24 protein-coding genes are annotated in these 21,961 nt (G+C 73.3%); 14 read left to right on the forward strand and 10 right to left on the reverse strand.

The window, feature by feature from the left end:
- Positions 1–110: 110 nt before the first annotated feature.
- Genes FHX45_RS01760 through FHX45_RS01770 form a run of 3 tightly spaced genes read right to left on the reverse strand, consistent with a single transcriptional unit; the run spans position 111 to position 3,490 of the window.
- Positions 111–1,256 (reverse strand): GDSL-type esterase/lipase family protein, encoded by a 1,146-nt coding sequence (locus FHX45_RS01760; RefSeq protein ID WP_167096282.1) that lies wholly within the window; start codon positions 1,254–1,256, stop codon positions 111–113.
- Positions 1,257–1,259: 3 nt separating this feature from the next.
- Positions 1,260–2,066 carry an SDR family NAD(P)-dependent oxidoreductase gene (locus tag FHX45_RS01765; protein WP_341771305.1) on the reverse strand — a complete coding sequence of 269 codons (807 nt, stop codon included), beginning with the start codon at positions 2,064–2,066 and terminating at the stop codon, positions 1,260–1,262.
- Positions 2,063–3,490, reverse strand: coding sequence for a DHA2 family efflux MFS transporter permease subunit (locus tag FHX45_RS01770; protein ID WP_167096283.1), 1,428 nt, complete (start codon positions 3,488–3,490; stop codon positions 2,063–2,065). Before FHX45_RS01770 ends, FHX45_RS01765 begins: the two co-directional genes overlap by 4 nt.
- A gap of 78 nt (positions 3,491–3,568) precedes the next feature.
- On the opposite strand from FHX45_RS01770, the gene FHX45_RS01775 reads away from it, so the two are divergent.
- A complete protein-coding gene (locus FHX45_RS01775; RefSeq protein ID WP_167096284.1) occupies positions 3,569–4,261 on the forward strand; it encodes a TetR/AcrR family transcriptional regulator in 693 nt (230 codons plus the stop codon).
- A gap of 75 nt (positions 4,262–4,336) precedes the next feature.
- Here FHX45_RS01775 and FHX45_RS01780 read toward each other — a convergent pair whose 3' ends face one another.
- The gene (locus tag FHX45_RS01780) at positions 4,337–5,209 is read right to left on the reverse strand and encodes an NmrA/HSCARG family protein (RefSeq protein WP_167096285.1); all 873 of its coding nucleotides are present in this window, start codon (positions 5,207–5,209) and stop codon (positions 4,337–4,339) included.
- A gap of 135 nt (positions 5,210–5,344) precedes the next feature.
- Between FHX45_RS01780 and FHX45_RS01785 the strand changes: the two genes are divergently transcribed.
- Positions 5,345–5,791, forward strand: coding sequence for a MarR family transcriptional regulator (locus tag FHX45_RS01785; protein WP_167096286.1), 447 nt, complete (start codon positions 5,345–5,347; stop codon positions 5,789–5,791).
- 15 nt (positions 5,792–5,806) lie between these two features.
- Here the strand turns inward: FHX45_RS01785 and FHX45_RS01790 are convergent, their stop codons facing one another.
- Positions 5,807–6,781, reverse strand: coding sequence for an aminoglycoside phosphotransferase family protein (locus FHX45_RS01790; RefSeq protein ID WP_341771306.1), 975 nt, complete (start codon positions 6,779–6,781; stop codon positions 5,807–5,809).
- A gap of 214 nt (positions 6,782–6,995) precedes the next feature.
- Here FHX45_RS01790 and FHX45_RS01795 point away from each other — a divergent pair, with 214 nt between their 5' ends.
- Positions 6,996–7,988 (forward strand): zinc-binding dehydrogenase, encoded by a 993-nt coding sequence (locus tag FHX45_RS01795; protein ID WP_243868903.1) that lies wholly within the window; start codon positions 6,996–6,998, stop codon positions 7,986–7,988.
- On the opposite strand, the gene FHX45_RS01800 is transcribed toward FHX45_RS01795, so the two are convergent.
- Genes FHX45_RS01800 through FHX45_RS01810 form a run of 3 tightly spaced genes read right to left on the reverse strand, consistent with a single transcriptional unit; the run spans position 7,985 to position 10,814 of the window.
- Positions 7,985–9,088, reverse strand: coding sequence for an aminotransferase class V-fold PLP-dependent enzyme (locus tag FHX45_RS01800; RefSeq protein WP_167096287.1), 1,104 nt, complete (start codon positions 9,086–9,088; stop codon positions 7,985–7,987). The genes FHX45_RS01795 and FHX45_RS01800 overlap by 4 nt on opposite strands.
- Positions 9,085–9,492: a RidA family protein gene (locus tag FHX45_RS01805; RefSeq protein WP_167096288.1), complete on the reverse strand. Its 408-nt coding sequence runs from the start codon at positions 9,490–9,492 to the stop codon at positions 9,085–9,087. Before FHX45_RS01805 ends, FHX45_RS01800 begins: the two co-directional genes overlap by 4 nt.
- Positions 9,489–10,814 (reverse strand): aminotransferase class III-fold pyridoxal phosphate-dependent enzyme, encoded by a 1,326-nt coding sequence (locus FHX45_RS01810; protein ID WP_167096289.1) that lies wholly within the window; start codon positions 10,812–10,814, stop codon positions 9,489–9,491. Before FHX45_RS01810 ends, FHX45_RS01805 begins: the two co-directional genes overlap by 4 nt.
- Positions 10,815–10,983: 169 nt before the next feature.
- Here FHX45_RS01810 and FHX45_RS01815 point away from each other — a divergent pair, with 169 nt between their 5' ends.
- From FHX45_RS01815 to FHX45_RS01855, 9 genes are all read left to right on the forward strand, one after another.
- Complete coding sequence (locus FHX45_RS01815) at positions 10,984–12,231, forward strand: M20 family metallopeptidase (RefSeq protein WP_167096290.1); 1,248 nt, start codon at positions 10,984–10,986, stop codon at positions 12,229–12,231.
- Positions 12,224–13,039 carry an IclR family transcriptional regulator domain-containing protein gene (locus FHX45_RS01820; protein WP_167096291.1) on the forward strand — a complete coding sequence of 272 codons (816 nt, stop codon included), beginning with the start codon at positions 12,224–12,226 and terminating at the stop codon, positions 13,037–13,039. The genes FHX45_RS01815 and FHX45_RS01820 overlap by 8 nt, the downstream gene beginning before the upstream one ends.
- Positions 13,036–13,815 carry an SDR family oxidoreductase gene (locus tag FHX45_RS01825; protein ID WP_167096292.1) on the forward strand — a complete coding sequence of 260 codons (780 nt, stop codon included), beginning with the start codon at positions 13,036–13,038 and terminating at the stop codon, positions 13,813–13,815. The genes FHX45_RS01820 and FHX45_RS01825 overlap by 4 nt, the downstream gene beginning before the upstream one ends.
- A gap of 42 nt (positions 13,816–13,857) precedes the next feature.
- Positions 13,858–14,814: a thiamine pyrophosphate-dependent dehydrogenase E1 component subunit alpha gene (locus FHX45_RS01830; RefSeq protein WP_167096293.1), complete on the forward strand. Its 957-nt coding sequence runs from the start codon at positions 13,858–13,860 to the stop codon at positions 14,812–14,814.
- Positions 14,807–15,790 (forward strand): alpha-ketoacid dehydrogenase subunit beta, encoded by a 984-nt coding sequence (locus FHX45_RS01835; protein WP_167096294.1) that lies wholly within the window; start codon positions 14,807–14,809, stop codon positions 15,788–15,790. Before FHX45_RS01830 ends, FHX45_RS01835 begins: the two co-directional genes overlap by 8 nt.
- A gap of 8 nt (positions 15,791–15,798) precedes the next feature.
- The gene (locus FHX45_RS01840; RefSeq protein WP_167096295.1) at positions 15,799–16,605 is read left to right on the forward strand and encodes an acetoacetate decarboxylase family protein; all 807 of its coding nucleotides are present in this window, start codon (positions 15,799–15,801) and stop codon (positions 16,603–16,605) included.
- Positions 16,606–16,610: 5 nt separating this feature from the next.
- On the forward strand, positions 16,611–17,915 hold the full coding sequence (locus tag FHX45_RS01845) for an MFS transporter (RefSeq protein WP_167096296.1): 1,305 nt from the start codon (positions 16,611–16,613) through the stop codon (positions 17,913–17,915).
- Between the two features lie 98 nt (positions 17,916–18,013).
- Entirely contained in the window at positions 18,014–18,244 is a 231-nt protein-coding gene (locus tag FHX45_RS01850; protein ID WP_167096297.1) for a hypothetical protein, read from the forward strand.
- 46 nt (positions 18,245–18,290) lie between these two features.
- Positions 18,291–18,998 carry a trimeric intracellular cation channel family protein gene (locus tag FHX45_RS01855; protein WP_167096298.1) on the forward strand — a complete coding sequence of 236 codons (708 nt, stop codon included), beginning with the start codon at positions 18,291–18,293 and terminating at the stop codon, positions 18,996–18,998.
- Between the two features lie 18 nt (positions 18,999–19,016).
- Here FHX45_RS01855 and FHX45_RS01860 read toward each other — a convergent pair whose 3' ends face one another.
- Positions 19,017–19,895 (reverse strand): LysR family transcriptional regulator, encoded by an 879-nt coding sequence (locus FHX45_RS01860; RefSeq protein WP_167096299.1) that lies wholly within the window; start codon positions 19,893–19,895, stop codon positions 19,017–19,019.
- An 89-nt stretch (positions 19,896–19,984) separates the two neighbouring features.
- Here FHX45_RS01860 and FHX45_RS01865 point away from each other — a divergent pair, with 89 nt between their 5' ends.
- Together FHX45_RS01865 and FHX45_RS01870 are read left to right on the forward strand one after the other, a co-directional pair.
- Positions 19,985–20,341 (forward strand): YybH family protein, encoded by a 357-nt coding sequence (locus tag FHX45_RS01865; protein WP_167096300.1) that lies wholly within the window; start codon positions 19,985–19,987, stop codon positions 20,339–20,341.
- A gap of 143 nt (positions 20,342–20,484) precedes the next feature.
- Positions 20,485–21,261 (forward strand): putative protein N(5)-glutamine methyltransferase, encoded by a 777-nt coding sequence (locus FHX45_RS01870; protein ID WP_167096301.1) that lies wholly within the window; start codon positions 20,485–20,487, stop codon positions 21,259–21,261.
- Here FHX45_RS01870 and FHX45_RS01875 read toward each other — a convergent pair.
- Positions 21,249–21,956 (reverse strand): FCD domain-containing protein, encoded by a 708-nt coding sequence (locus FHX45_RS01875; protein ID WP_167096302.1) that lies wholly within the window; start codon positions 21,954–21,956, stop codon positions 21,249–21,251. The genes FHX45_RS01870 and FHX45_RS01875 overlap by 13 nt on opposite strands.
- Positions 21,957–21,961: the final 5 nt, after the last annotated feature.

Below are 21,961 nucleotides of genomic sequence, written 5' to 3' on the forward strand. Positions count from 1 at the left end.
GTCGAATCGGCGTCGGGCTCCTCGAGCGCTCCACGATCCCCAGCGCCTGGTGAGGAGGGGCCGCACACCTCCGACGTTGTCGGCCGGGGGCACCCGGGTGGGTCTCGTGGTCAGGCCAGGAGTGCGTCAGCGACGGTGTCGGCGATGGCCTGGGCTCCGGCGTCGTTGGGGTGGATGTGGTCGCCGCTGTCGTAGCCGGGGTGCAGGGCGGCGGGTGCGGCGGGGTCGCGGAGTGCCCGGTCGAGGTCGGCGACCGCGTCGTAGGCCTCGTTGGTGCGGATCCACTGGTTGAGCCGCCGGCGCATGCTCTGGGCTTCGGGGGTGTCGAACCCGGGTCCCGCTCCGGCGGCGCCGGCGAACGGGGTGACGGTCGCGATGATGGGCCTGATCCCGTGCCGGCGGGCGCGGGTGGCGAGCGCCGAGAGTGCGCCGATGAGGTCGGTGACCGGGAGCGCGGGCTCGTTCAGCATCCCGGGCAGGCCGATGTCGTTGAGGCCGAGCTGGACGACGACGTGGGTCACCCCGGGGGCCGCGAGCACGTCGCGGTCGAACCGGCCGGTGCCGCGTTCGCCGAAGACGTCGCTGAGCAGCCGGTTGCCGGCGATGCCGAGGTTGAGCACGGTGGCTCCGGCGGGGTGGAGGCGGCGGGCGAGCAGATCGGGGTAGCGGCGGTGGGTGCCCGGCGTGGTGCCCACCCCGTCGGTGAGGGAGTCGCCGAAGGCCGCCACCACCGGCTCCCCGGCCGGGCCGAGAACGTCGATGCCGGTGAGGAAGAACCGCGACTCCACCGGTTCGGGCTCGGGCAGGTCGGGGTGGGCGACGGCGTCACCAGGGCCGACGTAACCGGTCCGCAGGGCGAACGGGTGGTAGTCGCCCGGCCCGGTGGCAGCGGCGTGGTAGCTGCTGAGGACCAGGTCGGCGCCGGCTGCCGTGGGGAGGTCGACCGGGTCGCTGATCGCTTCCCGCCCGGGCGGGATCGTCACCTGGTGCGCGCCGCCGAAGGTGACCGCGGTGTCGGTGCCGGGCACGATCGCGGCTGCGGTGCGGTGTGCTGCCACCCGGAGGCGGGCGATGATCAGCGGGTCCTTGCCGTAGTGGTTGCCGAGCCGGACCCGTAGCCGGGTCCCCGCGCCGCCGACCCGCACGACCTGGCGGAGGGTCTGGTCGTGGAACCCGCGCGGCGGGTGGATGAGGGTCAGCGGTTCGTGGGGACTGACGGGCGCGGAGCGGAACACCGCCCTCCAGCGGGAGGTCATGGATCAGTTCTCCGATCGGTGCAGCAGGTGGCCGGTGAGGTCGTGGAGGCGGTGGGCGGCGCCGGGGTCGAAGGAAGGGTGGTCGAGGCTGATCGGGTCGAAGCGCAGGAACGCGCTGAGCGGCGCCGCCGGCGGGGCGTCGATGCGGGCCGCGATCGGCTTGATGCCGTCCTGCACGGGCCGGCCGTGCCGTTTCAGGGCGGCGACGTGGGCAGCGGTGGCCGCGTCGTACTGGCCGGCGAACCCGGTCGCGACCGGGCCGGGGTTGACGAGCACGTACCGGGTGCGTGAGGTGGCGTGGCGGGCGGCGTAGGCGACGCCGAGCAGGTCGTTGGCCCGGCCGGCCTGCATCTGCGCGGCGACCCCGTCGTAGCCGTGTTCGAGCATGAGGTCGTCCCAGTGGACACGGCCCATCGGGACGCCGGGCCCGGACACGTTGACGATGACGCCGGGCTCGTCGAGGCCGTGGCTGAGCAGGAACCGGCTCAGGTACTCCAGCGCGAAGGTCCCCTCGAACCCCTCGGCGGTGACGAACCGGTCCGAGCGGAAGTACCGGGCGCACAGCACCAGGGCGTCCACGACCGGGTGCCGGGTGTTGATCCGCTCGAGGACCCGCAGGTTCTCGCTGACCAGGCTCAGGTCCGCCGCGATGAACTCGGCGCCGGGGAGGGCGGCGGCCTTGGCGGCGTCGCGGCCGACGACGATGACGGTGTCGCCCCGGTCCAGATGGGTGCGGGCGAGGGCGTGGCCCATCCCGTCGGTGCCGCCGGTGATCACGATCGTCTTGGCGCGGCTCTCGGGGTGGATCACCGGGTGATCCTTCCGGACATGGCGGGTTGCGCGGCAGGCGCGGCCGGGCGGCCGGGCAGCAGTGGAACGGCGGCCAGGATCACCGCGAGCACGCCGGCGGTGAGCCAGAAGACACCCTGCACGCCGGTGAGCGGGTCGTCGGAGGTCTGCAAGATCAGGGTGACCACGGCGACACCGAGGGCCGCGCCGAGCTGGTTGAGCATGTAGAGCACCGAACTGCCCTGGGCGACCATCGGACCGGGCAGGCTGCGGTACAGCGACCCCATCGTGGGGGCGCTGAACAACCCCATCCCCAGGCCGAGCGTGAGCGCGACCACCACCGGCCACGTCTCGGCCGTGCTGGTGCCGACGCGGGTGAAGGCCAGCGCTGCGGCCAGTGCCAGCGCCGCGCCGCCGGTGGCCAGGCCGCGGGGGCCGACCCGGTCCGACAGCCGTCCGGCCAGCGGCATCGAGATCGCGCCACCGAGCCCCACCGGTGCCATCAGCAGCGCGGCGGCGAACACGCCGTGCCCGTGCGCCCGCTGGTAGTACAGCGGCAGGACGAACAGCGCGGCGAAGTTGGCCAGCCCGCCCAGCCCCATGATCGCCACGCTCGCGCTGAATCCGCGGCTGCCGAACAGCCGCAGGTCGATCAGCGGCGGGACACTTCGGCGGCGCCGGGCGTGCGCGGTGTAGCAGGCCAGAAGCACCGCGCCGGCCACCAGCGGGAGCAGCGCCTGCCAGGTGGTGAACGCCGACCGTTCGGCTGCCTGCGACAGCGCCAGGACCACGGCGGCGAACCCGGGGGCGAGCAGGGCCAGGCCGAGCACGTCCAGCCCGGGGCGCGCGCCTTCGGCCGCGGGGTCGGCGGGCAGGACGCGCACCGCGAGCACCAGGGCGGCCAGCCCGACGGGCACGCTGAGCAGGAACATCCACCGCCAGTCCAAGCTGTCGAGGACGGCGCCGCCGGCGATCGGGCCGAGCACCGGGCCGAGCGAAAGCACCACGCCCATCAGGCCCATCACGCGCCCGGCCCGTGCGGGACCGGCAGCGCGGGCGAGCAGGATCAGCACCAGCGGGTCGAGGAGCCCGGCGCCGATGCCCTGCACCGTGCGGAAGGCGATCAGGCTGCCGACGTCCCACGCCAGGCCCGCGGCCAGCGCGCCGACCGCGAACACCGCCAGGCCCGCCAGCCACAGCCGCCGGCCACCGAACCGGTCGACCGCCCACGTGGTGAAGGGGATCGTGGCGGTGACCGCGAGCAGGAATCCGGTCGAGGCCCAGCCGACCGTGCTGAGCGAGGCGCCGAGCTCGCCGGCCAGGGTCCCGGTCGCCACCGCCGCCATCGAGCTGTTCAGGATGCCCAGCAATCCGCCGAGCAGGACCACGCCGATCGTGGCCAGCAGCCGGGCGTCCAGGCGGTCATCCGCACTAGTTGAACTCATGGGTTCAACATAGTGGCCTAGTCGGTTCACCCACAACCATTGGGTTCGCAAAGTTGAACCCAGAAGTACAATCAGTGCATGGTGACGAGGCGTGGCGGCAGCGACCGGCGGCAGGCGATACTCCAGGGCGCGTTCACCGTGTTCGCGCGCCGCGGCTACGCCCAGGCGTGCGTCAAGGAGGTGGCCGCCGAGGCGGGCGTGGCCAAGCCCACCGTCTACAACCACCTCACCGACAAGGCGACCCTGTTCCGGCACGCGATGCAGGCCACGGCGCAGAGCGTCCTGGACGAGCGGCTCGCCGCCCTCGACCCGCTCAAGGACGCGAGCGGCGATCTGCGCGCCGCCCTGCAGGACGTCGGGCACACGCTGCTGCGGCTGCACACCGAGGACCGCGCTTGTGCGCTGCGCCGCCTGCTCTACTCGGAGATCACCCGGTTTCCCGACGTGCTGGAGATCGTCACGGAGAGCGGGCCGCACCGCCTCGTCCAGGCACTGGCCGACCGGTTCGCCCGCCTCGCGCTCGCCGGACGGCTCCGCATCACCGATCCCGACCTGGCCGCCGAGCAGTTCCTCGCCCTGCTCACCGGCCCGCTGGAGGCCCGCACCCGGATGGGCACCCGCCCGATCGACGACACCGCACTACTGGAGCTGGCCCGCGCCGCCGTCGACGCCTTCCTGCGGATCTTCGGCCCGCCGGACACCACCGACGCGGGGACCGGCATGTCCGCAGTGGCCGGTTCGGACGACCGGGCCCGCCCCGCCGGGAGTTAGGCCATCCGGGTGCGCTCGTCCGGCCCGGGCGACGATCCGCGGGCCGGACGAGCGTGGGCCCGCGGCCGTCGAAGGTCAGCGGGAGCCCGGCGTCCATCCGCTGGTGCCGAGCCAGGACCGGAGGCTGGCGAGCGTCGGGTGGTGGCGACGCAGCGCCGGCACATCGGCGCGGTAGCCCTCGCGGTCGAACCAGCCGAACATCGCGGCCATCTCCGTGCTGATCGCCTGCAACTGTTCGATCGGCTGCTGCTCGTACCGCGCGGGGATACCGGTCACCTGGGCGAAGACCTCGGCCATCTGCGGCCCGGTGAGTTCGTCCCCGGCGAGCTCGATCTGCCGCCCGATCCACTGCGCGGGGTCGTCGAACGCGTCCGCGGCGAACACCCCGATGTCGGCGGTGGCGATCAACTGCAGCGGAACCTCGGGCCGCAGCCACAGGCCCAGTACGAGCTCGCCGTCCACGAGCCGGGGGCCGACGTCGTGGAAGCCGTCGTAGAACATGGCCGGCCGCAACACGGTCGCCGGCAGGCCGAGTGCCTCGATGTGCTGCTCGACCTGCCACTTGCTGTCGAAATGCGGCACGCCGCTGTCCCGCTCCGCCCCGCCCACCGAGCTGTACACCAGGTGCGCCACCCGCGCTCGCGCCGCGGCGTCGGCCACCGCCTTGCCCTGCCGTTCCTCCGCCGCGACCCCACCGGGTCCCTGGAACGTCTGCACGCTGAACACGCCCCGCACCCCGCGCATGGCCGCTGCCAGCGACTCCGGATCGTCCAGGTCGCCGTGCACCAGCTGTGCGCCCGCGGCGGCCAGTTCCCGCGCCGCGGGAGCCTCCGCATCGCGCACCAGTGCGTGCACGGTGCGACCCCGCCGCAGCAGCTCCCGCGCCACCGCGCCGCCTTGCCGACCCGTGCCGCCGATCACCAGGATCGGCTCGTTGTTCTCCGCCATCACACGCCTCCTCGAGCTGCTTGGTACCGCAAGCATATTACTTGTTGTGCCAAGTTTATGGATGGGTGTGACGAAGCCCGGGCTGCTACCGGTATGGTTGTCGTGCCAAGTAATGGGGGAGACGGGGAGTTGCGCGTGGTCGAACAGGGCGAAATCAGCCGCGGTATCGCGGCCGTTGCCCGGGCACATCTGGCGGTGGCCGGGCGGCTCCTGCGGGAGTGTGGCCTCTACCCGGGGCAGGAGCTGCTGCTGATGCGGCTGTGGGAGAACGACCACCGATCGCAGACCGAGCTCGCCCGGGCGCTCGACCTCGACCTGTCCACCGTGAGCCGGACCGTGCAGGCACTGGAGCGCAACGGGTTCGTCGTCCGCGGCTCGTCGCAGACCGATCGCCGGTCGGTGATCGTCTCGCTCACTCCGGCCGGTCGCGGGCTACGCCCGGCCGTCGAGCGGATGTGGGCCGCGCTGGACGCCGCCACGACCGCCGGACTGTCCGACCGTCAGCAGGCGGACCTGCTGCGCTTGCTGCGGCGCGTGGAACGCAACCTGCTCAACGCCGACAGCGCGTCCGCCGGCACCTGACCGCCGGCCTCCTGCCTACCTCAGGCCGTCTTGCACGACACGTTCGAGCGCTGCCCGGCCAGCTGGGCCCCATGCCGGTTTGCCGCCGGGCAGGCCGCGGTCTCCGTTCTGGCCCATGAGCATGAGGAACAGGCATTTCAGAGCAGCCAGGCCGCGAGCGCGCCGGATCGTCGCCGCGTCCACCCGTGGGTACACGTCGAAGAACCGTGAGGCAGCGCCCGCGGGAAGGACCACCCAGGCGGCCGCGAGGTCCCACGCCGGGTCTCCGGCGAACATGTCACCGAAGTCGATCACGCCCGACAGTGTCCCGTCCGAGACGATCACATTGGCCGGATGGAGGTCACCGTGCACCCAGACCGGCGGCCCGTCCCACTCGGGCGCGGCGATCGCGTCCTCCCAGACGGCCCGGACCCGGTCGGCAATGGCGCCCGGGGAAACGGCTTGGAAGAAGTGATCGAAGCCGTCGGTGCACGCCCTGGGGTGAGCGCCGCGGTCCGGACTGACCGGCGCCTCAACCGGCGCCTCCACGTGCAGCGCCCGGAGGAAGCGGGCCAGGGTGTCAGCCGCGTGATCGGCGCGGGTGAGGGGAGTGGAGTCGAGTGGCTCGCCGGGAACCCACGTCATGATGGTCCAGGGTTTCGGGAAGCGCGTGGACGGTACGCCGGTGCGCACCGGGTTCGGGACCGGGAGCGGCAGGCGCGGGGCCAGGACAGGCAGCCACCGGCGCTCTTTGCGCTGGAGCTCCGGAGCACGTTCGGTACGCGGCAGGCGCACGGCCAAGTGGTCCCCGAGGCGCCACTGCTGGTTGTCCCATCCGCCCGCTACTTCGCGGACGGTCAGCCCGGCGAGGTCCGGATGCTGCTCCTGAAGCAGGTCATGAACCAGGTCTGCGGTGGTCTCAATCCCGGCGGAAGCGATGCGAAGTGACAGTACAAGCTCCGGTGTGGACGGCGGGCCCGGCGTCCGGCGGCCAGGCGTCTCCAGCGCCACAGCAAGCCATCGGATTGGGTGGTCGTGACCCGATGATCGGTCAGGTCACGCCGTCCTCGGCGAACAACCACGCCGACCTGGCCCGCGCCGATCTGGTCGCAGCGGCCGGCCGGCGCGCCGGACGCGCAAGGACTTCAACATCTGAAAGTCCCGCACTGTGACCGAGTTCGCGATGGATCGCCGGTGCCCCGGCACCATCGCTAGCTTCGTGGACATGACAACGATGGTGGCGGTGGTGCACGAAGGTGAGACGGGGCTGACGGGTGTCCGGGCGGCCAAGGTCCCGGCACCGGAGCCGGGAGCGGGGGAGGTGGTGGTCGCGTTGCGCGCCGCCGGGCTCAACCACCGCGACCTGTTCCTCGTCGGCGCCCGCGGGCCGGGCGACGCGCGCGTGGTGCTGGGTTCCGACGGAGCCGGGGTGGTCGTCGCCGCGGGCGCGGGGGTGGCGCCCGCCCCCGGCACCGAGGTCGTCATCAACCCGTCGCTGGACTGGGAGGAGCCCGACGACGTCCCGGACGTGCCGGCGATCCTCGGTGTGCCGACCGACGGCACGTTCGCCGAGTACGTCGTCGTGCCGGCGCACAACGTGGCACCGAAACCCGCGCACCTGGACTGGGCCGAAGCGGCGGCTCTCCCGCTGGCCGCGCTGACGGCCTACCGGGCGCTGTTCACGCGCGGCGGGTTGCGTCCGGGCGCCCACGTGCTGTTGCCCGGCATCGGCAGCGGGGTGGCCACCTTCGCCCTGGCGATGGCCAAGGCGGTGGGCGCCACGGTCACCGTCACCTCCCGCAGCGCCGAGAAGTGCCGGCAGGCCCGGGAGCTGGGGGCCGACCACGCGATCGGCAGCGCGGAGGACTGGACCAGTGCCGTCTCGCAGCCGGTGGACCTCGTGGTCGACAGCGTCGGTTCGGCCACGTTCGGCAAATGCGTGTCGGTGCTGCGCCCGGGTGGGCGGCTGGTGTCGCTCGGCGCGACGACGGGACCGGACGTGCAGCTGTCGTTGCGGGACATGTTCTTCCGGCAGATCAGCCTGCTGGGCACCTCGATGGGCAGTGCCCGCGAGTTCGAACGGATGCTCGCCCTGGTGGCCGAGCACCGGATCCGGCCGGTGGTCCACCGCACCTTCCCGCTGCCGGACGGTCCGCGTGCGCTTGCCGAACTGGCCAGGGGAGACCAGTTCGGCAAGCTGGTGCTGACCGTGGACTAGGACGAGCCGTGTCCGGTCGCGGCCGCGAGTGCGCGGACCGCGGCCGCGACGTCGGACTCGTCGTTGAAGTAGTGGAAGCCGAACCGGACCCGGTCGCCGAGCGCGGTGGCGCGCACCCCGTGATCGGCCAGCGACCGCGCGATCCGGTCGGCGTTCGCGGTGGCCAGGACCACGATGTGCGAGGCGGGTCCGTCGTGCACCCGGCGCAGGCCGAGCGCCGCCGCCTCGCCGGTGAGAAGCCCGGCCAGGCCGACCACGTGCCGCTCCACCCGGGCCGGGTCGACGGCGTGGAACAGGCGCAGCGCCGCGCCCGCGCCGAGCCACGAGAACCAGGCCGGGGACGCGTCGCACCGGGCGGCGTCCGGCGCCAGGTCGAGGGCCCCGCCGAAGTAGCCGTGCGGGGCGGCCGTCGACTTCCACCCGGGCGCCAGGGGCCGCAGGCCGGGCACCCGGTCCGGTCGCGTCACCAGCCACGCGGCGCCGCGTGGGCATAGCAGCCACTTGTAACCGTGCACCGCGAGGTAGTCCGGGCGCACGGCGGCGAGGTCGAACCGCAGAGCCCCGAGCGACTGGGTCAGGTTGACGAACAGGCGGGCGCCGACCCGGTCGGTCGCGGCGCGCAGCGCAACGAGGTCGAGCCGTTGCCCTTCCCGGCTGGTCACCTCGCTCACCGCGAGCAGCACCACGTCGTCGTCCAGGGCCGCGATCAGGTCCTCGACCCGGGTGGCGCCGTCCCGGGCCGGCACGCTCACCACGTCGTGCCGGGCCAGCCACGGAAAGCGGTTGCTGCGGAAGTCCTGCTCGGCCACCACGACCCGGCCCCGGGGCAGCGACGCGGCCACCGTCGCGGCAGCTTCGGCCAGCGACGACATCGTGGTGACCGTGCCCGCGGGCACGCCGACGAGGTCCGCGAACAGCTGCCGCGCCCGCGCCGCGGCCCCGTCCCAGTCGAGCCAGTCGAACGCGCCGGACGACCAGCCCTCCAGCGCCTCCCGCATCACGGTCACCACGGGCTCGGCTCCCGGCGGCGCTCCCGGGGTGTCCAGCCACACCTGCTCGCGCAGCGCCGGGAACAGCCCCCGGAACTCCTCCGGTGTCATCGGGGCACCGCGGCCATCGCCTCGACCTCCACCAGGATGTCCGGCGTGGCCAGCGCGGCCGCCACGATCAGCGACTGGGCCGGCCAGTCACCACCGGGGAACCAGCGGGTGAAGGTCTGTTTCACCACCGAGCGGAAACCGGGCAGGTGCTCGGTGCCGGCGACCATGCTGAACACCTTCACCAGGTGCTGTGGTCCTGCACCGGCCTGCGCGAGCAGCCGCTCCAGGTTGGCGAACACGGCCTCGGTCTGGGCCGCGGCGTCCTCGCCCGCCAGCGTGCCGTCCGGCCGCGCGCCGACCTGCCCGGAGATCACCACGAGCTCGTGGCCGGCCGGCACCTGCGCCAGGTGGCTGTACATGCCGATGGGTGCGGCGACGGTGCCCGGGTTCCAGCGCCGGATCATGCGTTCTCCTCGGTGCGTTCGGCAGCGGTGGTCAGGGCGGTCACGGTGGCCAGGACATCGCGCAGCACCGCGAGGGCTTCGTCCGCCTCGGCGACGGTGACGGTCATCGGCGGCGTGACGCGCAGGACGTTGCCGTGCAGCCCGCCGCGGCCGATGAGCAGGCCGCGGTCCCGCGCGGCGTCGAGCACCCGCAGGGTCGCGGCGACGGCGGGCTCGCGGGTGCCGGGCACGACGAGTTCCACCCCGATCATCAGCCCCATCCCGCGGACTTCGCCGATCAGCGGGCAGTCGTCCGCGATCCGGCGCAGGCCCGCCATCAGGTGGTCGCCGACCTTGTCCGCGTTGGCCTGCAGGTCGTGCGAGAGCAGGTAGTCCAGCGTCGCGAGCCCGGCTGTCGTGGCCAGCGGGTTGCCGCCGGCGGTGGAGATCGAGTTCGCGCCAAGGCAGTCCATCAGCCCGGCAGGGGCGACGACTCCGCCGATCGCGATGCCGTTGCCGAGGCCCTTGGCGAAGGTGATGGCGTCGGGAGTCGCGCCGAACCCGGGCATGGCGAAGAACGACCGGCCGGTGCGTCCCCATCCGGACTGGACCTCATCGGAGATCAGCAGGATGCCGTAGTCGTCGAGCACCTCCTTCATCGCGGGGAAGAAGCCGTCGGGCGGGGTGGCGAACCCGCCCGCGCCCTGCACCGGTTCGGCGAGCAGGCAGGCCACGTCCCCGGCGGTCGAGGTCTCGATGATCGTGCGCAGCTCCTCCGCGCAGGCCGCGACGAACCCGGCGTCGTCGAGGTGGCCGAAGGGGCTGCGGTAGCGGTAGCCGCTGTGCACGTAGGTGACGGCGAGCGGGCTGAGCGCGGTGGCCGACCAGCCGCGGATACCGGTGGCGGCGACCGTGCCGAACGACCGGCCGTGGTAGCTGCCGCGGAGGGCGAGCACCTGGTTGGACCGGCGGTGCTGGGTGGCCAGCAGCAGCGCCGTCTCGACGGCCTCGGTGCCGGAGTTGACGAAGAAGACCTTGGGATCGTCCAGGCCGGACAGCTTCGCGATCCGCTCGGCGAGTTCGACCTGGCTGCGGATCAGGTAGAGCGTGGACGAATGCAGCAGACGTCCCGCCTGCGCCTGGATCGCCTCGGTGATCTCCGGGATGTCGTGGCCGACCATGGTCGCCAGCAGGCCGCCGAAGAAATCCAGGTACTCGCGGCCTTCGCCGTCGGTCACGCGCCGCCCCTCGCCGCGGACCAGTTCGATCGGCTCGTCGTAGTAGAGCTGCATCCAGGCGGGCATGACCCGCTGATGTCGTTGCCACAGCTCGGCGTGGGACACAGTTCCTCCTCGGGAGACGGGGACGCTGCGCACGCTAGGTCGGGGCGCGGACCGATCCCACCGGCCCCACGGCCGAATTTCAGATAGTCCAAAAACGGGTTCAGTCTGATGCAATGGTCGCGGCCGAAGCCGCAGAGTGTCGGACCAGCCGACGAACAGGAGGTGACCAATGCCGCGACCGACCGACGCGCAGGTACTGGCCCGGGTCGACGCCGTGGCCGAGGACATGCTGTCGTTCCTCGCCGCCACCGTCCGCGAGCCCAGCGAGAGCGGGTGGGAGGACCGGGTGACCGGCCGGTACGCCGACTGGTTCGCCGCCCGTGGCTGGCCGCTGGTGCGGCAGCCGCTCGAGCCCACCGGGATGGCCGCCGGCGAACCGCGGTCGGCGGACCGGGAGAACCTGATCGCCTGGTACCCGCGGCGCCGCGGGCTGCCGTACCTGGTCCTCAACGGGCACGTGGACGTGGTGCCGGCCGGTGACGAGCAGGCGTGGTCGCGGCCGCCGCACTCCGGGGCCCGGGCCGGCGGCAAGGTGCACGGACGCGGTTCGGTCGACATGAAGGGCGGCATCGCGGCCGGGCTGTACGCGCTGGCCGCGCTCGAAGACCTCCGCGTGGACCTGCCGTTCGACGTCGCGGTGCAGCTCGTCGTGGCCGAGGAAACCACCGGGGTGGGCACACGGGCCGCCGCGCTCGAGGTGCCGGACCCGGCGGCCGCGCTGGTGCTGGAGCCGACCGGCGGCGCGATCGTGCCGGTCAGCACCGGCCTGTTGTTCTTCACCGTCGACGTCACCGGCGTCGCGGCGCACACCTCCGCCCCGTGGCGCGGGGTGGACGCGTTCGACAAACTGATCCGCGTGCGCGAGGCGCTGGCCGAGCTGGCCCGAAAACGCGGCGCGGCCTACCGGCACCCGCTGTTCGCCGACGTGCCCACCGCGATTCCCTTCGCGATCGGTACCGCCCGGGCGGGCAGCTGGCGCGCCGCGGTACCCGATCACGCGACCATGTCCGGCCGGATCGGGCTCGTCCCGGGGGAGGCCCCGGCCGAGCTGCGGCAGGAGGTCGAGCGGGTGCTCGCCGAGGTCGCCGCCACCGACGACTGGCTGCGGGACCACCCGCCCGCCGTGCGCTGGGACCACGAGGGCCTGCCCGGCTGGGAGACGCCCGCCGACCACGAGCTGGTCGCCGCGCTGCGGTCGGCGCAGCGGGCCGCGACGGGGGAGGAAACCCTGACCGGCTTCACGGCCGGCTCCGACGCCGCCTTCTTCGGAGCGCGGGGGGTGCCGACCGCGATCTTCGGTCCGGGTGACGTCACGCTGGCGCACGCGCCGGACGAGTGCGTCGCCGAGGCCGACGTCGTGCGGGCGGCGAAGGTGCTCGCGCTGGCGCTGACCAGGATGGTGGTGCGCGGTGGGTGAGCAGCGCACCACGGTCCTGCACACACTGGAGCGCGGGCTCCAGGTGCTGGAGGCGGTCGCCGCGGCCGACGGCGGCGCCACGGCGAAGGTGCTCGGGCGGCAGCTCGGCATCAAGATCGGCACCTGCTACCACCTGCTGCGGACGCTGGTCGCGAGCGGCCACGTGATCCGGCTGCCCGGCGGCTACTACGACGTGGGCCCCAAGGCCGCCTCGCTGAGCAGGCACCTGCAGCGACGCTCCGGTCCCTCGCCCGAGCTCGCGGTCATCCTGACCCGGTTGCACAACAAGACACGGGAAACGTCCTACATCTCGGGCTGGAACCATGGGACGCTGATCCTGCAGCACTACCTCGCGGGCCTGCACACCTTGTCCGTCGGCAACCTCGACGTCGGCTACACCGGCCACCTGCACGCGCGCGCGTCGTGCAAGGCGGTGCTGGCGTTCCTGCCGGACGAGCAGGTTGCGGCGATGTTCGACGGCGTTCCACTGGAGGCCGTCACGCCCTCCACGATCACCGACTTCGACGCGCTGACCGTGGACCTGGCCACGACCCGCAGACGTGGCTACGCCCTGGACCTGGAGGAGTTCAGCGACGGTGTCTGTTGCGTGTCGGCGCCGTTCTTCGCCGAGCAGGGCACGCCGGCCGGGGCGTTCACGGTGTCCGTGCCGCAGCCGCGCTTCACCGAGCGCCGGTCGTGGCTGATCGCGGAGGTGCGGGAGGCCGCGGCGATGGCGACCGGGTTGCTGCGCACCGGCCGGCTCACCGTGCCCTCGCCGGACCCGCGGACGAACCGGGAGGTGTCGTGAGGACCCTGGAGCGGGCGCGGGCAGTGGTGACCGGAGCGGGCCGCGGGATCGGGCGTGCGATCGCGGTGCGGCTCGCCGCCGCGGGCGCGTCGGTCGCCGTCGTGGACACCAACCCCGGCACGGATAACAGCGACACCACCCGCGGGGCGGTCGCGGAACCGGTGGGTCCGGAGATCGCCGCCCACGGCGTGGACGCGATGGCCCTGCAGTGCGACGTCACCGACCCGGGGGCGGTCGAGGCCGCGGTGGGTGCGGTGATCGCCGCCTGGGGCGGGGTGGACGTGCTGGTCTGCAACGCCGGTGGCGGCACCGGTCCCATCCACGGCAACCGGGCGTCCGAAGTGGAGCTCGCCGAGCTGGAGAAGGTGCTGCGGCTGAACCTGTTCGGCACGGTCCACTGCTGCCGCGCGGTCGCCGGGCCGATGCGGCGGCAGCGGCACGGCAGCATCGTGACGATGAGCTCGGTCAACGGCCTGGCGGCCACCGCGGACGGCGGTTACGCGCACTACGGCGTCGCCAAGGCCGCGGTCGTGCAGTACACCCGCTACCTGGCGCGCGACCTCGGGCCGCACGGCATCCGCGTCAACGCGGTCGCCCCGGGACGGATCCGCACGGCCCGCCTGCAGGCCCGGTACGCCGAGGCGGGCGAAGACCTCGCCGGCGCCGGTGAACCCGATGACGTCGCCGCCGTCGTGGCATTCCTGGCCGGGCCCGGCGCCCGGCACGTCAGCGGACAGGTCGTCACCGTCGACGGCGGCCTGCCCCACTACGCCTGAACCTCGATTTTCCCCTGTGCGAAAAGGAGAGTGGGTACCCCCATGCCCGAAACAGCGGCACTGCTCGCCCATCTGGAGTCGATGCGGCGGATCCGGTCCTTCGAGGAGGAGGTGACCCGGCTGCGTGCGACCGGCGAGGTCGTCGGATCGGTCCACCTGTGCAACGGCCAGGAAGCGATCTACGTCGGCGCCTGCGCCGCGCTCGATCTCAGCCGCGACGCCGTGTTCCCCACCTACCGCGGTCACGGCTGGACGCTCGCCTGCGGAGCGCCGCCGCACGCGCTGTTCGCCGAGCTGCTCGGCCGCGCCACCGGGATCAACGGTGGCCGCGGCGGATCGGCCTACCTCTCCGCGCCCGAGTACGGGATGTACGGCGAGAACTCGATCGTGGGTGCCGGCGCCCCGATCGCGGCCGGTGCCGCGCTGGCCGCCACCTTCGACGGGTCGGGCCGCGTCGCGCTCGCCGCGTTCGGGGACGGCGCGATGAACCAGGGCGCGGTGCACGAGGCGATGAACTTCGCCGCGGTCCGTGCGCTGCCCGTGATCTTCCTCGTCGAGAACAACCACTACTCCGAACTCACCCCGATCGCCGACATGGTGCGCGTCGACCGGTTGTTCAAGCGGGCCTCCGCCTACGGGATGCCGGGCGCGCGCATCGACGGCAACGACCCGGAGGCGGTGCGCCAGGCCGTCGCGGAGGCCGTCCGCCGGGCCCGTTCCGGCGCGGGCCCGGTGCTGCTGGAGGCGATGACCCAGCGGATCGTCGGGCACTACATCGGCGACGCACAGCACTACCGGCCCTCCGGCGACCTGGACGCGGCGCTCGCCGCGGAACCGATCGGACGGCTCGGCCGGGACCTGCTCGGCCTCGGCGTCGCACAGTCCGAACTGGACGAACTCGAAGCACGGGTGGCCCGCGAGATCGCCGACGCCTCCGCCCGAGCGCTGGCCGATCCCGTCGCCGACCCCACCACCGTTCTGGAGCACCTCTATGCCTGAGACGAAGAACCTGTCCTACGCCGAGTCGGTCAACGCGGCGCTGCGCCGCGCTCTCGCCGAACGCCCGGAGGCGCTGCTGTTCGGGGAGGACGTCGCCGCACCCGGCGGGGTGTTCGGCGTGACGAAGGGCCTGCGCAAGGAATTCGGCGACCGCGTGTTCGACACCCCGATCTCGGAATCGGCCATCCTCGGCGGCGCGGTGGGGGCCGCGATGTTCGGCCGCCGGCCGATCGCCGAGATCATGTGGGCCGACTTCTCGCTGGTCGCCCTGGACCAGCTCGTCAACCAGGCCGCCAACGTCCGCTACGTGTCCCGCGGGTCGCTGTCGGCGCCGCTGACCGTGCGCACCCAGCAGGGCAACGCGCCCGGGGCGTGCGCCCAGCACTCGCAGTCGCTGGAGGCGTTCTTCGCCCACGTGCCCGGGCTGCGGGTGTGCCTGCCCGCCACGCACCAGGACGCCTACGACCTGCTGCTGTCGGCGATCTGGTGCGACGACCCGGTGATCGTGATCGAGAACCGCACCCTGTACCACGCGGGCAAGCAGCAGGTCCGGCTCGGCGGTGACGTGCAGCCGGTGGGGGGTGCGGCGGTGCGGCGGCCGGGGCGCGACGTCACCGTGCTCACCTGGGGCGCGCTGCAGCACCGGGTGCTGGAGGCGGCCGACCGGCTCGCCGGGGACGGGATCGAGGCCGAGGTGCTGGACGCCCGCTGGGTGCGCCCGCTCGACCTGGCGGCCGTGCTGGCAAGCGTGCGCCGCACCGGGCGGCTGGTGGTCGCCCACGAAGCGCACACGGTCGGCGGGGTCGGCGGCGAGGTGCTCGCCGCCGTCGCCGAAGCCGGGCTGCCGCTGCGCTGCCCGCCGGTGCGGATCGGTGCGCCGGACACCCGCATCCCGGCCGCGCCGGGGCTCGCCGCGGCCGTCATCCCCTCCACCGAGGTGATCGCCGAGGCGATCACCAAGTCCGTCCGAGCCTAGGAGGATCCGTGACCGAACCCGTCGTCGCGATGCCCCCGTTCGCGCCGCTGTACGGCGTGGGCACCGAGACCGTGCAGCTGCGCTGGCTCACCGTCGAGTACCGCACCGACCCGGAGGTGCTGGCACGGCTGCTGCCCGCTCCGCTGGCGCCGGCGCCGGATCCGCTCGTCGGCATCTGGGTGGCCGAGTTCCTCGGGGCCGGGTTCCACCTGCCCGACGGCACCGTCGAACAGCGGCCGCCGTACCTGCAGGCCGGGATCAGCGTGCAGTGCCGCCGCCACGACGAGGTGGGCGCCTATCCGCTCACCTTCTTCATCGAGGGCCTCAACCACGGCACCCTCGGGCGGGAGATCTTCGGGCTGCCCAAGAAACAGGCCCGCGCGGTCACCCTCACCGAGGACGGTGACGAGGTGACCGGCCGCATCGTCACCGCCAACGACATCGAGATCGTCACCGTGCGGGCCCGGGCCGCGACGCCCGGCGCCGCGCTCGACCCGATCCCGGAGTGGTTCGGCCACCACTTCGCGCTGAAGCTGATCCCGAGCGCGGAGGGCACCGGCTACGACATCAGCAGGCTGGTGCGCATCCCGTTCCGCACCTCCCAGCCGACCGGTGGGTGGGACGGCACAGCGGAGGTGACCCTGCGGCCGTCCGCCGCCGATCCCGTCCACCTGCTGCCGTGTCACGAGGTCACCTCCGCCCGCTATGGCGGGATCCGCCTCGACATCGGTTTCGGCACCTATCTCGACCACGTCGACCACGTCCCCGTCGCGGGGACACCGGACTGGGGCAGCGTCGCCCCGTCAGGAAGGTGAACACCATGACCGTCCAGACCCAGCCGGCCACCGGTGCGCTGCACCGCATCACCGCGGTGCAGCGCAAGTCGATCGTGGCCGCCTGCATCGGCAACTTCATCGAGTGGTACGAGTTCGTCCTCTACGGGTACTTCGCGTCGACGATCGCGAAGCTGTTCTTCCCGGCCGGGGACCCGACCGCCGCGCTGCTGCTGACGTTCGCGCTCTTCGGGGTGAGTTTCGTGGTGCGCCCGCTCGGCGGGGTGGTGTTCGGCTACATCGGCGACCGGCACGGCAGGCGCGCCGCGCTGTCGGCGATCATCCTGCTGATCTCGCTGGGCACCGCGCTGATGGCGCTCGTGCCGTCGTACGCCTCCATCGGTGTCGCCGCGCCGGTGCTCATCCTGGTGCTGCGGCTGGCGCAGGGCGTGTCGGCGGGCGGTGAGTGGACCGGTGCCGTGGCGTACGTGATCGAGACGGCACCCGCCGGCAGGCGGGCGTACTACGGCAGCTGGCAAACGATCACGATCGTGCTCGGCATGATGGTGGCGAGTTTGTCCGCGCTGCTGTTCAGCGAGGTGCTCCCACCGGCCGCGCTGGAGTCGTGGGGCTGGCGGATCCCGTTCCTGGTCGCGCTGCCGCTGGGCCTGATCGGGCTGTACATGCGGTTGCGGCTGGACGAGACGCCCGAGTTCGCCCGGGTGGCCGCCACGGAGGGGCACGAACGGGCGCCGCTGCGCGCGACGCTGCGACACGACTGGCGGTCGATCCTGCGCGTGGCCGGGCTGGTGTGCTCGCCGACCATGTGCACCTACGTGCTGCTGGTGTACGGCCCCACCTTCCTGGTGACCGAGCTGTCGGTGCCGCCGGCGCGGGCGAAGCTCGCCGGGTTCGGCGCGATGGTGGTCATGATGGTGCTGACCGTGGTGTTCGCCCGGGTGTGCGACCGGGTGGGGCGCAAGCCGTTCCTGATCGCCGGGGCCATCTGGGTGCTGGTGACCGCGCCGCTCGGGTTCCTGTTGCTGCACCGGTTGTCCTTCGGGTTCCTGGTCGCCGGTCTCGCCCTGGTGGTGATCGGCGAGGCGATGATGCTGGCGCCGCAGCCGGCGATCTTCGCCGAGCTGTTCCCGACCGCCCGCCGGTACAGCGGGGTCGGCATCGGCTACAACATCGGCGTGGTGCTCTTCGGCGGCGCCGGGCCGCTGGTGGCCACCGCCGTGGTGGAGGCCACGCGAAGCACCTACGCACCCGCGGGTTACCTGATGTGCGGCGCGCTGATCAGCCTGGTCGCCGCGTTCGTCACCCCGGAGACCCTGCGCGCCCGCGACTGACCGCACAACGCCGGGCACCGGCCGGCCGCGCGCCGGTGCCCGGCATCCGTCGTACCCTGCGGGTAACGTCCGGGCAGGACCGTGGACGGGGGTGACGGGTGCGGGCGAAGGATCAGCTCAGCCTCTTCGAGGCGCTGCCGTGGTTCGTGCCCGACGTGCCGGCTCCCTTCGCCGACGAGCGGCGGGCGCACCTGTTCGCCGATGAGCAGCCGTACCTGGGTTACCGGATCGCGCGCTGCGGCGAGCGTCGCCGCATCTGGACGGCGATCGAGCACGTGCCCGGTGGGGCCGCGGTTCCGCGCTGCGCCGACTGTCTCGCGGTGTCCTGATCGTCCGTCCACTGCGGAGTCCCCGCGGCGGTTTAGGGTGCCCGGTATGGCGAGTGGGACAGCGGTCGAAACGATCAACCAGATCACGCGCTACCTCGACCTGGCGGGTGTGTTCGCCTGCGCGATCCTCGGTGGCGCGGTGGCCCGCAGCGAGCGGCTGGACCTGTTCGGGTTCCTCGTCGTGGGCAGCGTGTCCGGCCTGGGCGGCGGGGTCATCCGGGACACGCTGCTGCAGCACGGCACGCCGGTCGCGCTGACCGACTACGCCTACCTGCCCACGGCGCTGGCCGGGGCGCTGCTGTCGTTCGTGATCTCGATCAGCGAAAGCGCGTGGGACAAGTTGTTCACCGCGCTGGACGCGGCGGTCATCGGGTTCTGGGCGGTGACCGGGGCGCAGAAGACGCTGGCCACCGGCCTGGGCTGGTTGCCGGCGATCCTGCTGGGCACCACGACCGCGGTCGGCGGCGGTGCCCTGCGTGACGTCCTGCTGCGCCGGGTGCCGGCCGTGTTCGGCGGCAATGCCCTGTACGGGACGGTGGCCGCGGCGGTGGCGGCGACGATGGTGGTCTGCAACTACCTGGGCGCGCCGCTGGTGGGGCTGGTGTCCGGGGTCGTCGGGGCGCTGCTCTTCCGGGTCGCGGCGGTCAAGTTCGGGTGGAACCTGCCCAACGGCCTGGAGTGGCAGCCGCACTCACGGCTCGCCAGCGCGTGGCGCAGCCGCCGCCGGCGCCGCAACCCGCGCCCGGGCCGGTAACGCGGGCTGCCACCTTCGTCAGGGCAGGCGGGCACGCGCGTGGTCGAGGAAGACCCGCGCCGCCGGGCTGATCGGGCCGTCGGCACGCCACAGCAGCGCCAGGCTGCCCCGCAGCGGCGGATCGGTGATCGCGAGGGCGTGCAGGTCGGACCGCGCGGCGGGCACGGATTCCGGCAGGATCGCCACACCCAGCCCGCGGGCGGCGAGGTCGCCGAGCACCGTGGGGTGGCCGGCCTCGAACCCGATCCGCGGCGCGAAGCCACGCGCGGCGCACGCTTCGTCCAGCCGGGTCCGCAGCCCGGTGCCGGCCGGCAGGCTGACCAGCCGGCGGTCGCGCAGCGCCTCGAGCGGAACGCTGTCGCGCCCGGCCCACTCGTCGTCCTGGCCGACCGCCGCGACGATCGCCTCGTCGGTGAGGACCAGCGCGTTCAGGCCGGGTGGCTGCTCGCCGGTGGCGAGGCTGGCGATGGCGGCGTCGAGCCGGCCGCCGCGGACGTCGCCGGTCAGCTGCTCGGAGCGGGCCTCGACGAGCGTGATCTCCACGCCCGGGTAGTCGTCGTGGAACGCCGCGAGCAGCCCGGGCACGTCGAAGCTGTGCGAGGTGACCATGCCGAACGCGATGCGCCCCCGGACCAGCCCGCGGAACTCGTCGGCCACGAGCCGGGCCCCGGCGACCGCGGCCAGCGCGGCGCGGGCGTAGGGCAGGACGGCCGCGCCGACCTCGGTGAGCCGCACGGTGCGGCCGGACCGGTCCAGCAGTTCGTGGCCGAGCTCCCGTTCCAGCCGGCGGACCTGCGCCGACACCCCCGGCTGGGCCACGTGCACGCGTTCCGCCGCGCGGGTGAAGTTGCCCTCCTCGGCGACCGTCACGAAGTACTCGAGCTGCCGCAGTTCCATAACCGCTGATTCTAGCGACGAGACCGGGCAGCTCTTGGACTTCTCGTTCCAGCTGGGCGAACCTGGACGTGCCGGAAAGGAGAACAACCATGATCGAGAAGGCCACCACGCCGGAAGACCTCGCCGTGATGTTCGTCGAGCGCGCCAACGCCCGCGACGCCGAGGCGCTGTCGGAGCTCTACGCCGAGGACGCCGTGCTGGCGTTCCCGCCCGGTTCGCAGACGGTGGGCCGGGACGCGATCCGGGAGGTGCTCGAGCGGATGCTGGAGCAGGCGGGCGAGTTCGCCGCCGAGGAACCGATGCCCACCGTCTACCACGGCGACCTCGCCCTGACCTCCACCCGCCCCGCGGACGGCACGGGCGGCCGGGTGCAGGTGGCGCGACGGCAACCGGACGGCACCTGGCTGCGGATCATCGACCGCCCGGAGATACGCGGCCCCCGGTGACGCTCGCGGCCGGTGCACTAGGGTCTCGATGTCCGGCACGCCGAGGAGAGGAGGTGAGTCCCGTTTCCGCCGTCGTCATCCGGGTGCTCGCCTCCAACGGCCAGTGAGGTCCGAGCGCCCGTTCTTCCCCGGAAAGGCGCTCCATGTCCACTGACACCGAAACCGTCCTCGCCGGCCGCCTGCGGGCCGCCGGCTGCGTCTTCGCCGAAGACGAGGCCCGCCTCCTGCTGGCCGCCGCGCGCACGCCCGCCGAGCTGGACGCCCTCACCGCCCGGCGGATCGACGGCGAACCCCTGGAACAGGTCCTGGGCTGGGCCGCGTTCCGCGGGCTGCGCGTGCACGTCGAGCCCGGCGTGTTCGTGCCCCGGCGGCGCACCGAACTGCTCGTCGAGCAGGCGGCCCGGCTCGCCCCCGCCCGGGCGGTCGCGGTCGATCTGTGCTGCGGCTCCGGCGCGGTCGGCGCGGCGCTGGCCGTGGAAGCCGACCTCGCCGAACTGCACGCCGCCGACTTCGACCCGGCGGCCGTGCGCTGCGCCCGCCACAACATTCCCGGCGAGGTCCACGAAGGCGATCTCTTCGACGCGTTGCCCGCGCGGTTACGCGGCCGGGTGGACATCCTGGTCGCCAACGCCCCGTACGTGCCCAGCGACGCGGTCGGGCTGATGCCGCCGGAAGCCCGGCTGCACGAACCCCGGCCGGCACTGGACGGCGGGGCCGACGGGCTGGACATCGCGCGGCGGGTGATGGCCGGTGCGCCGGGCTGGCTCGCCCCGGGCGGTTGGGTGCTGGTCGAGACCAGCGAGCGCCAGGCGCCGGCGCTGCTGCGCGCCGCCACCGGCGCGGGGCTCGCCGCGCAGGTCGTGACCTCGGCGGAGCTGGACGCGACGGCCGTCGTGGGCCGCGCCGGTCACCCGGGCTGATCGAGCGGGGTGCGGGTGGCGGCGGTGCGGACGCCGCACCGGACGGGGTCGAGGTTGGCGACGGTCGCGGCGACAGCCGCGTCGGGATCCTGCCGTTCCAGCGCGTCCAGGAGGTCTGCGTGGGCGGGGGAGGAGTCCGGCAGGTGGGTTTCGTGACGCACCAGGTCGGTGAGGATCTCCCGCAGTACCGGCTCCGCGGCGGTGAACAGGCTGAGCAGGAGGGCATTGCCGGACAGCTCGACGACCGCGCGGTGGAAGGCGAGGTCGGCGTCGACGAACACCGCCGGGTCGCTGTCCCGCTCGTCCTGACGTTTCCGCAGACCCTCCCGCAGGCGCGCGACGTCCTCGGGCCGCACCCGCTGGGCGGCGAGCCGCGCGGCCTCGACCTCCAGCGCGCGGCGCACCTCGTAGACCTCGAGCAGCCGGGCGCGGCGCACCAGCTGCCGCACGTCACGGGTGGCGGGCGGCTCCCCGGTGGCGACGAAGGTGCCGGAGCCGTGTCGGACGTCCAGCAGGCCGTCCTGGACCAGCAACCGGACCGCCTCGCGCACCGACGACCGTCCCACGCCGAACTCGGCCGCCAGCCGCACCTCGTTGGGCAGTCGTTCGCCGGGCCGCCAGTCACCGCGGCGCAGGCGCTGCCGCAGCAGGCTCGCCACCTGGGGCACCACCGGTCCACGCCGCAGCTCCGTCACGGCCG

This window comes from Amycolatopsis granulosa (assembly GCF_011758745.1).
Taxonomy (GTDB): domain Bacteria; phylum Actinomycetota; class Actinomycetes; order Mycobacteriales; family Pseudonocardiaceae; genus Amycolatopsis_E; species Amycolatopsis_E granulosa.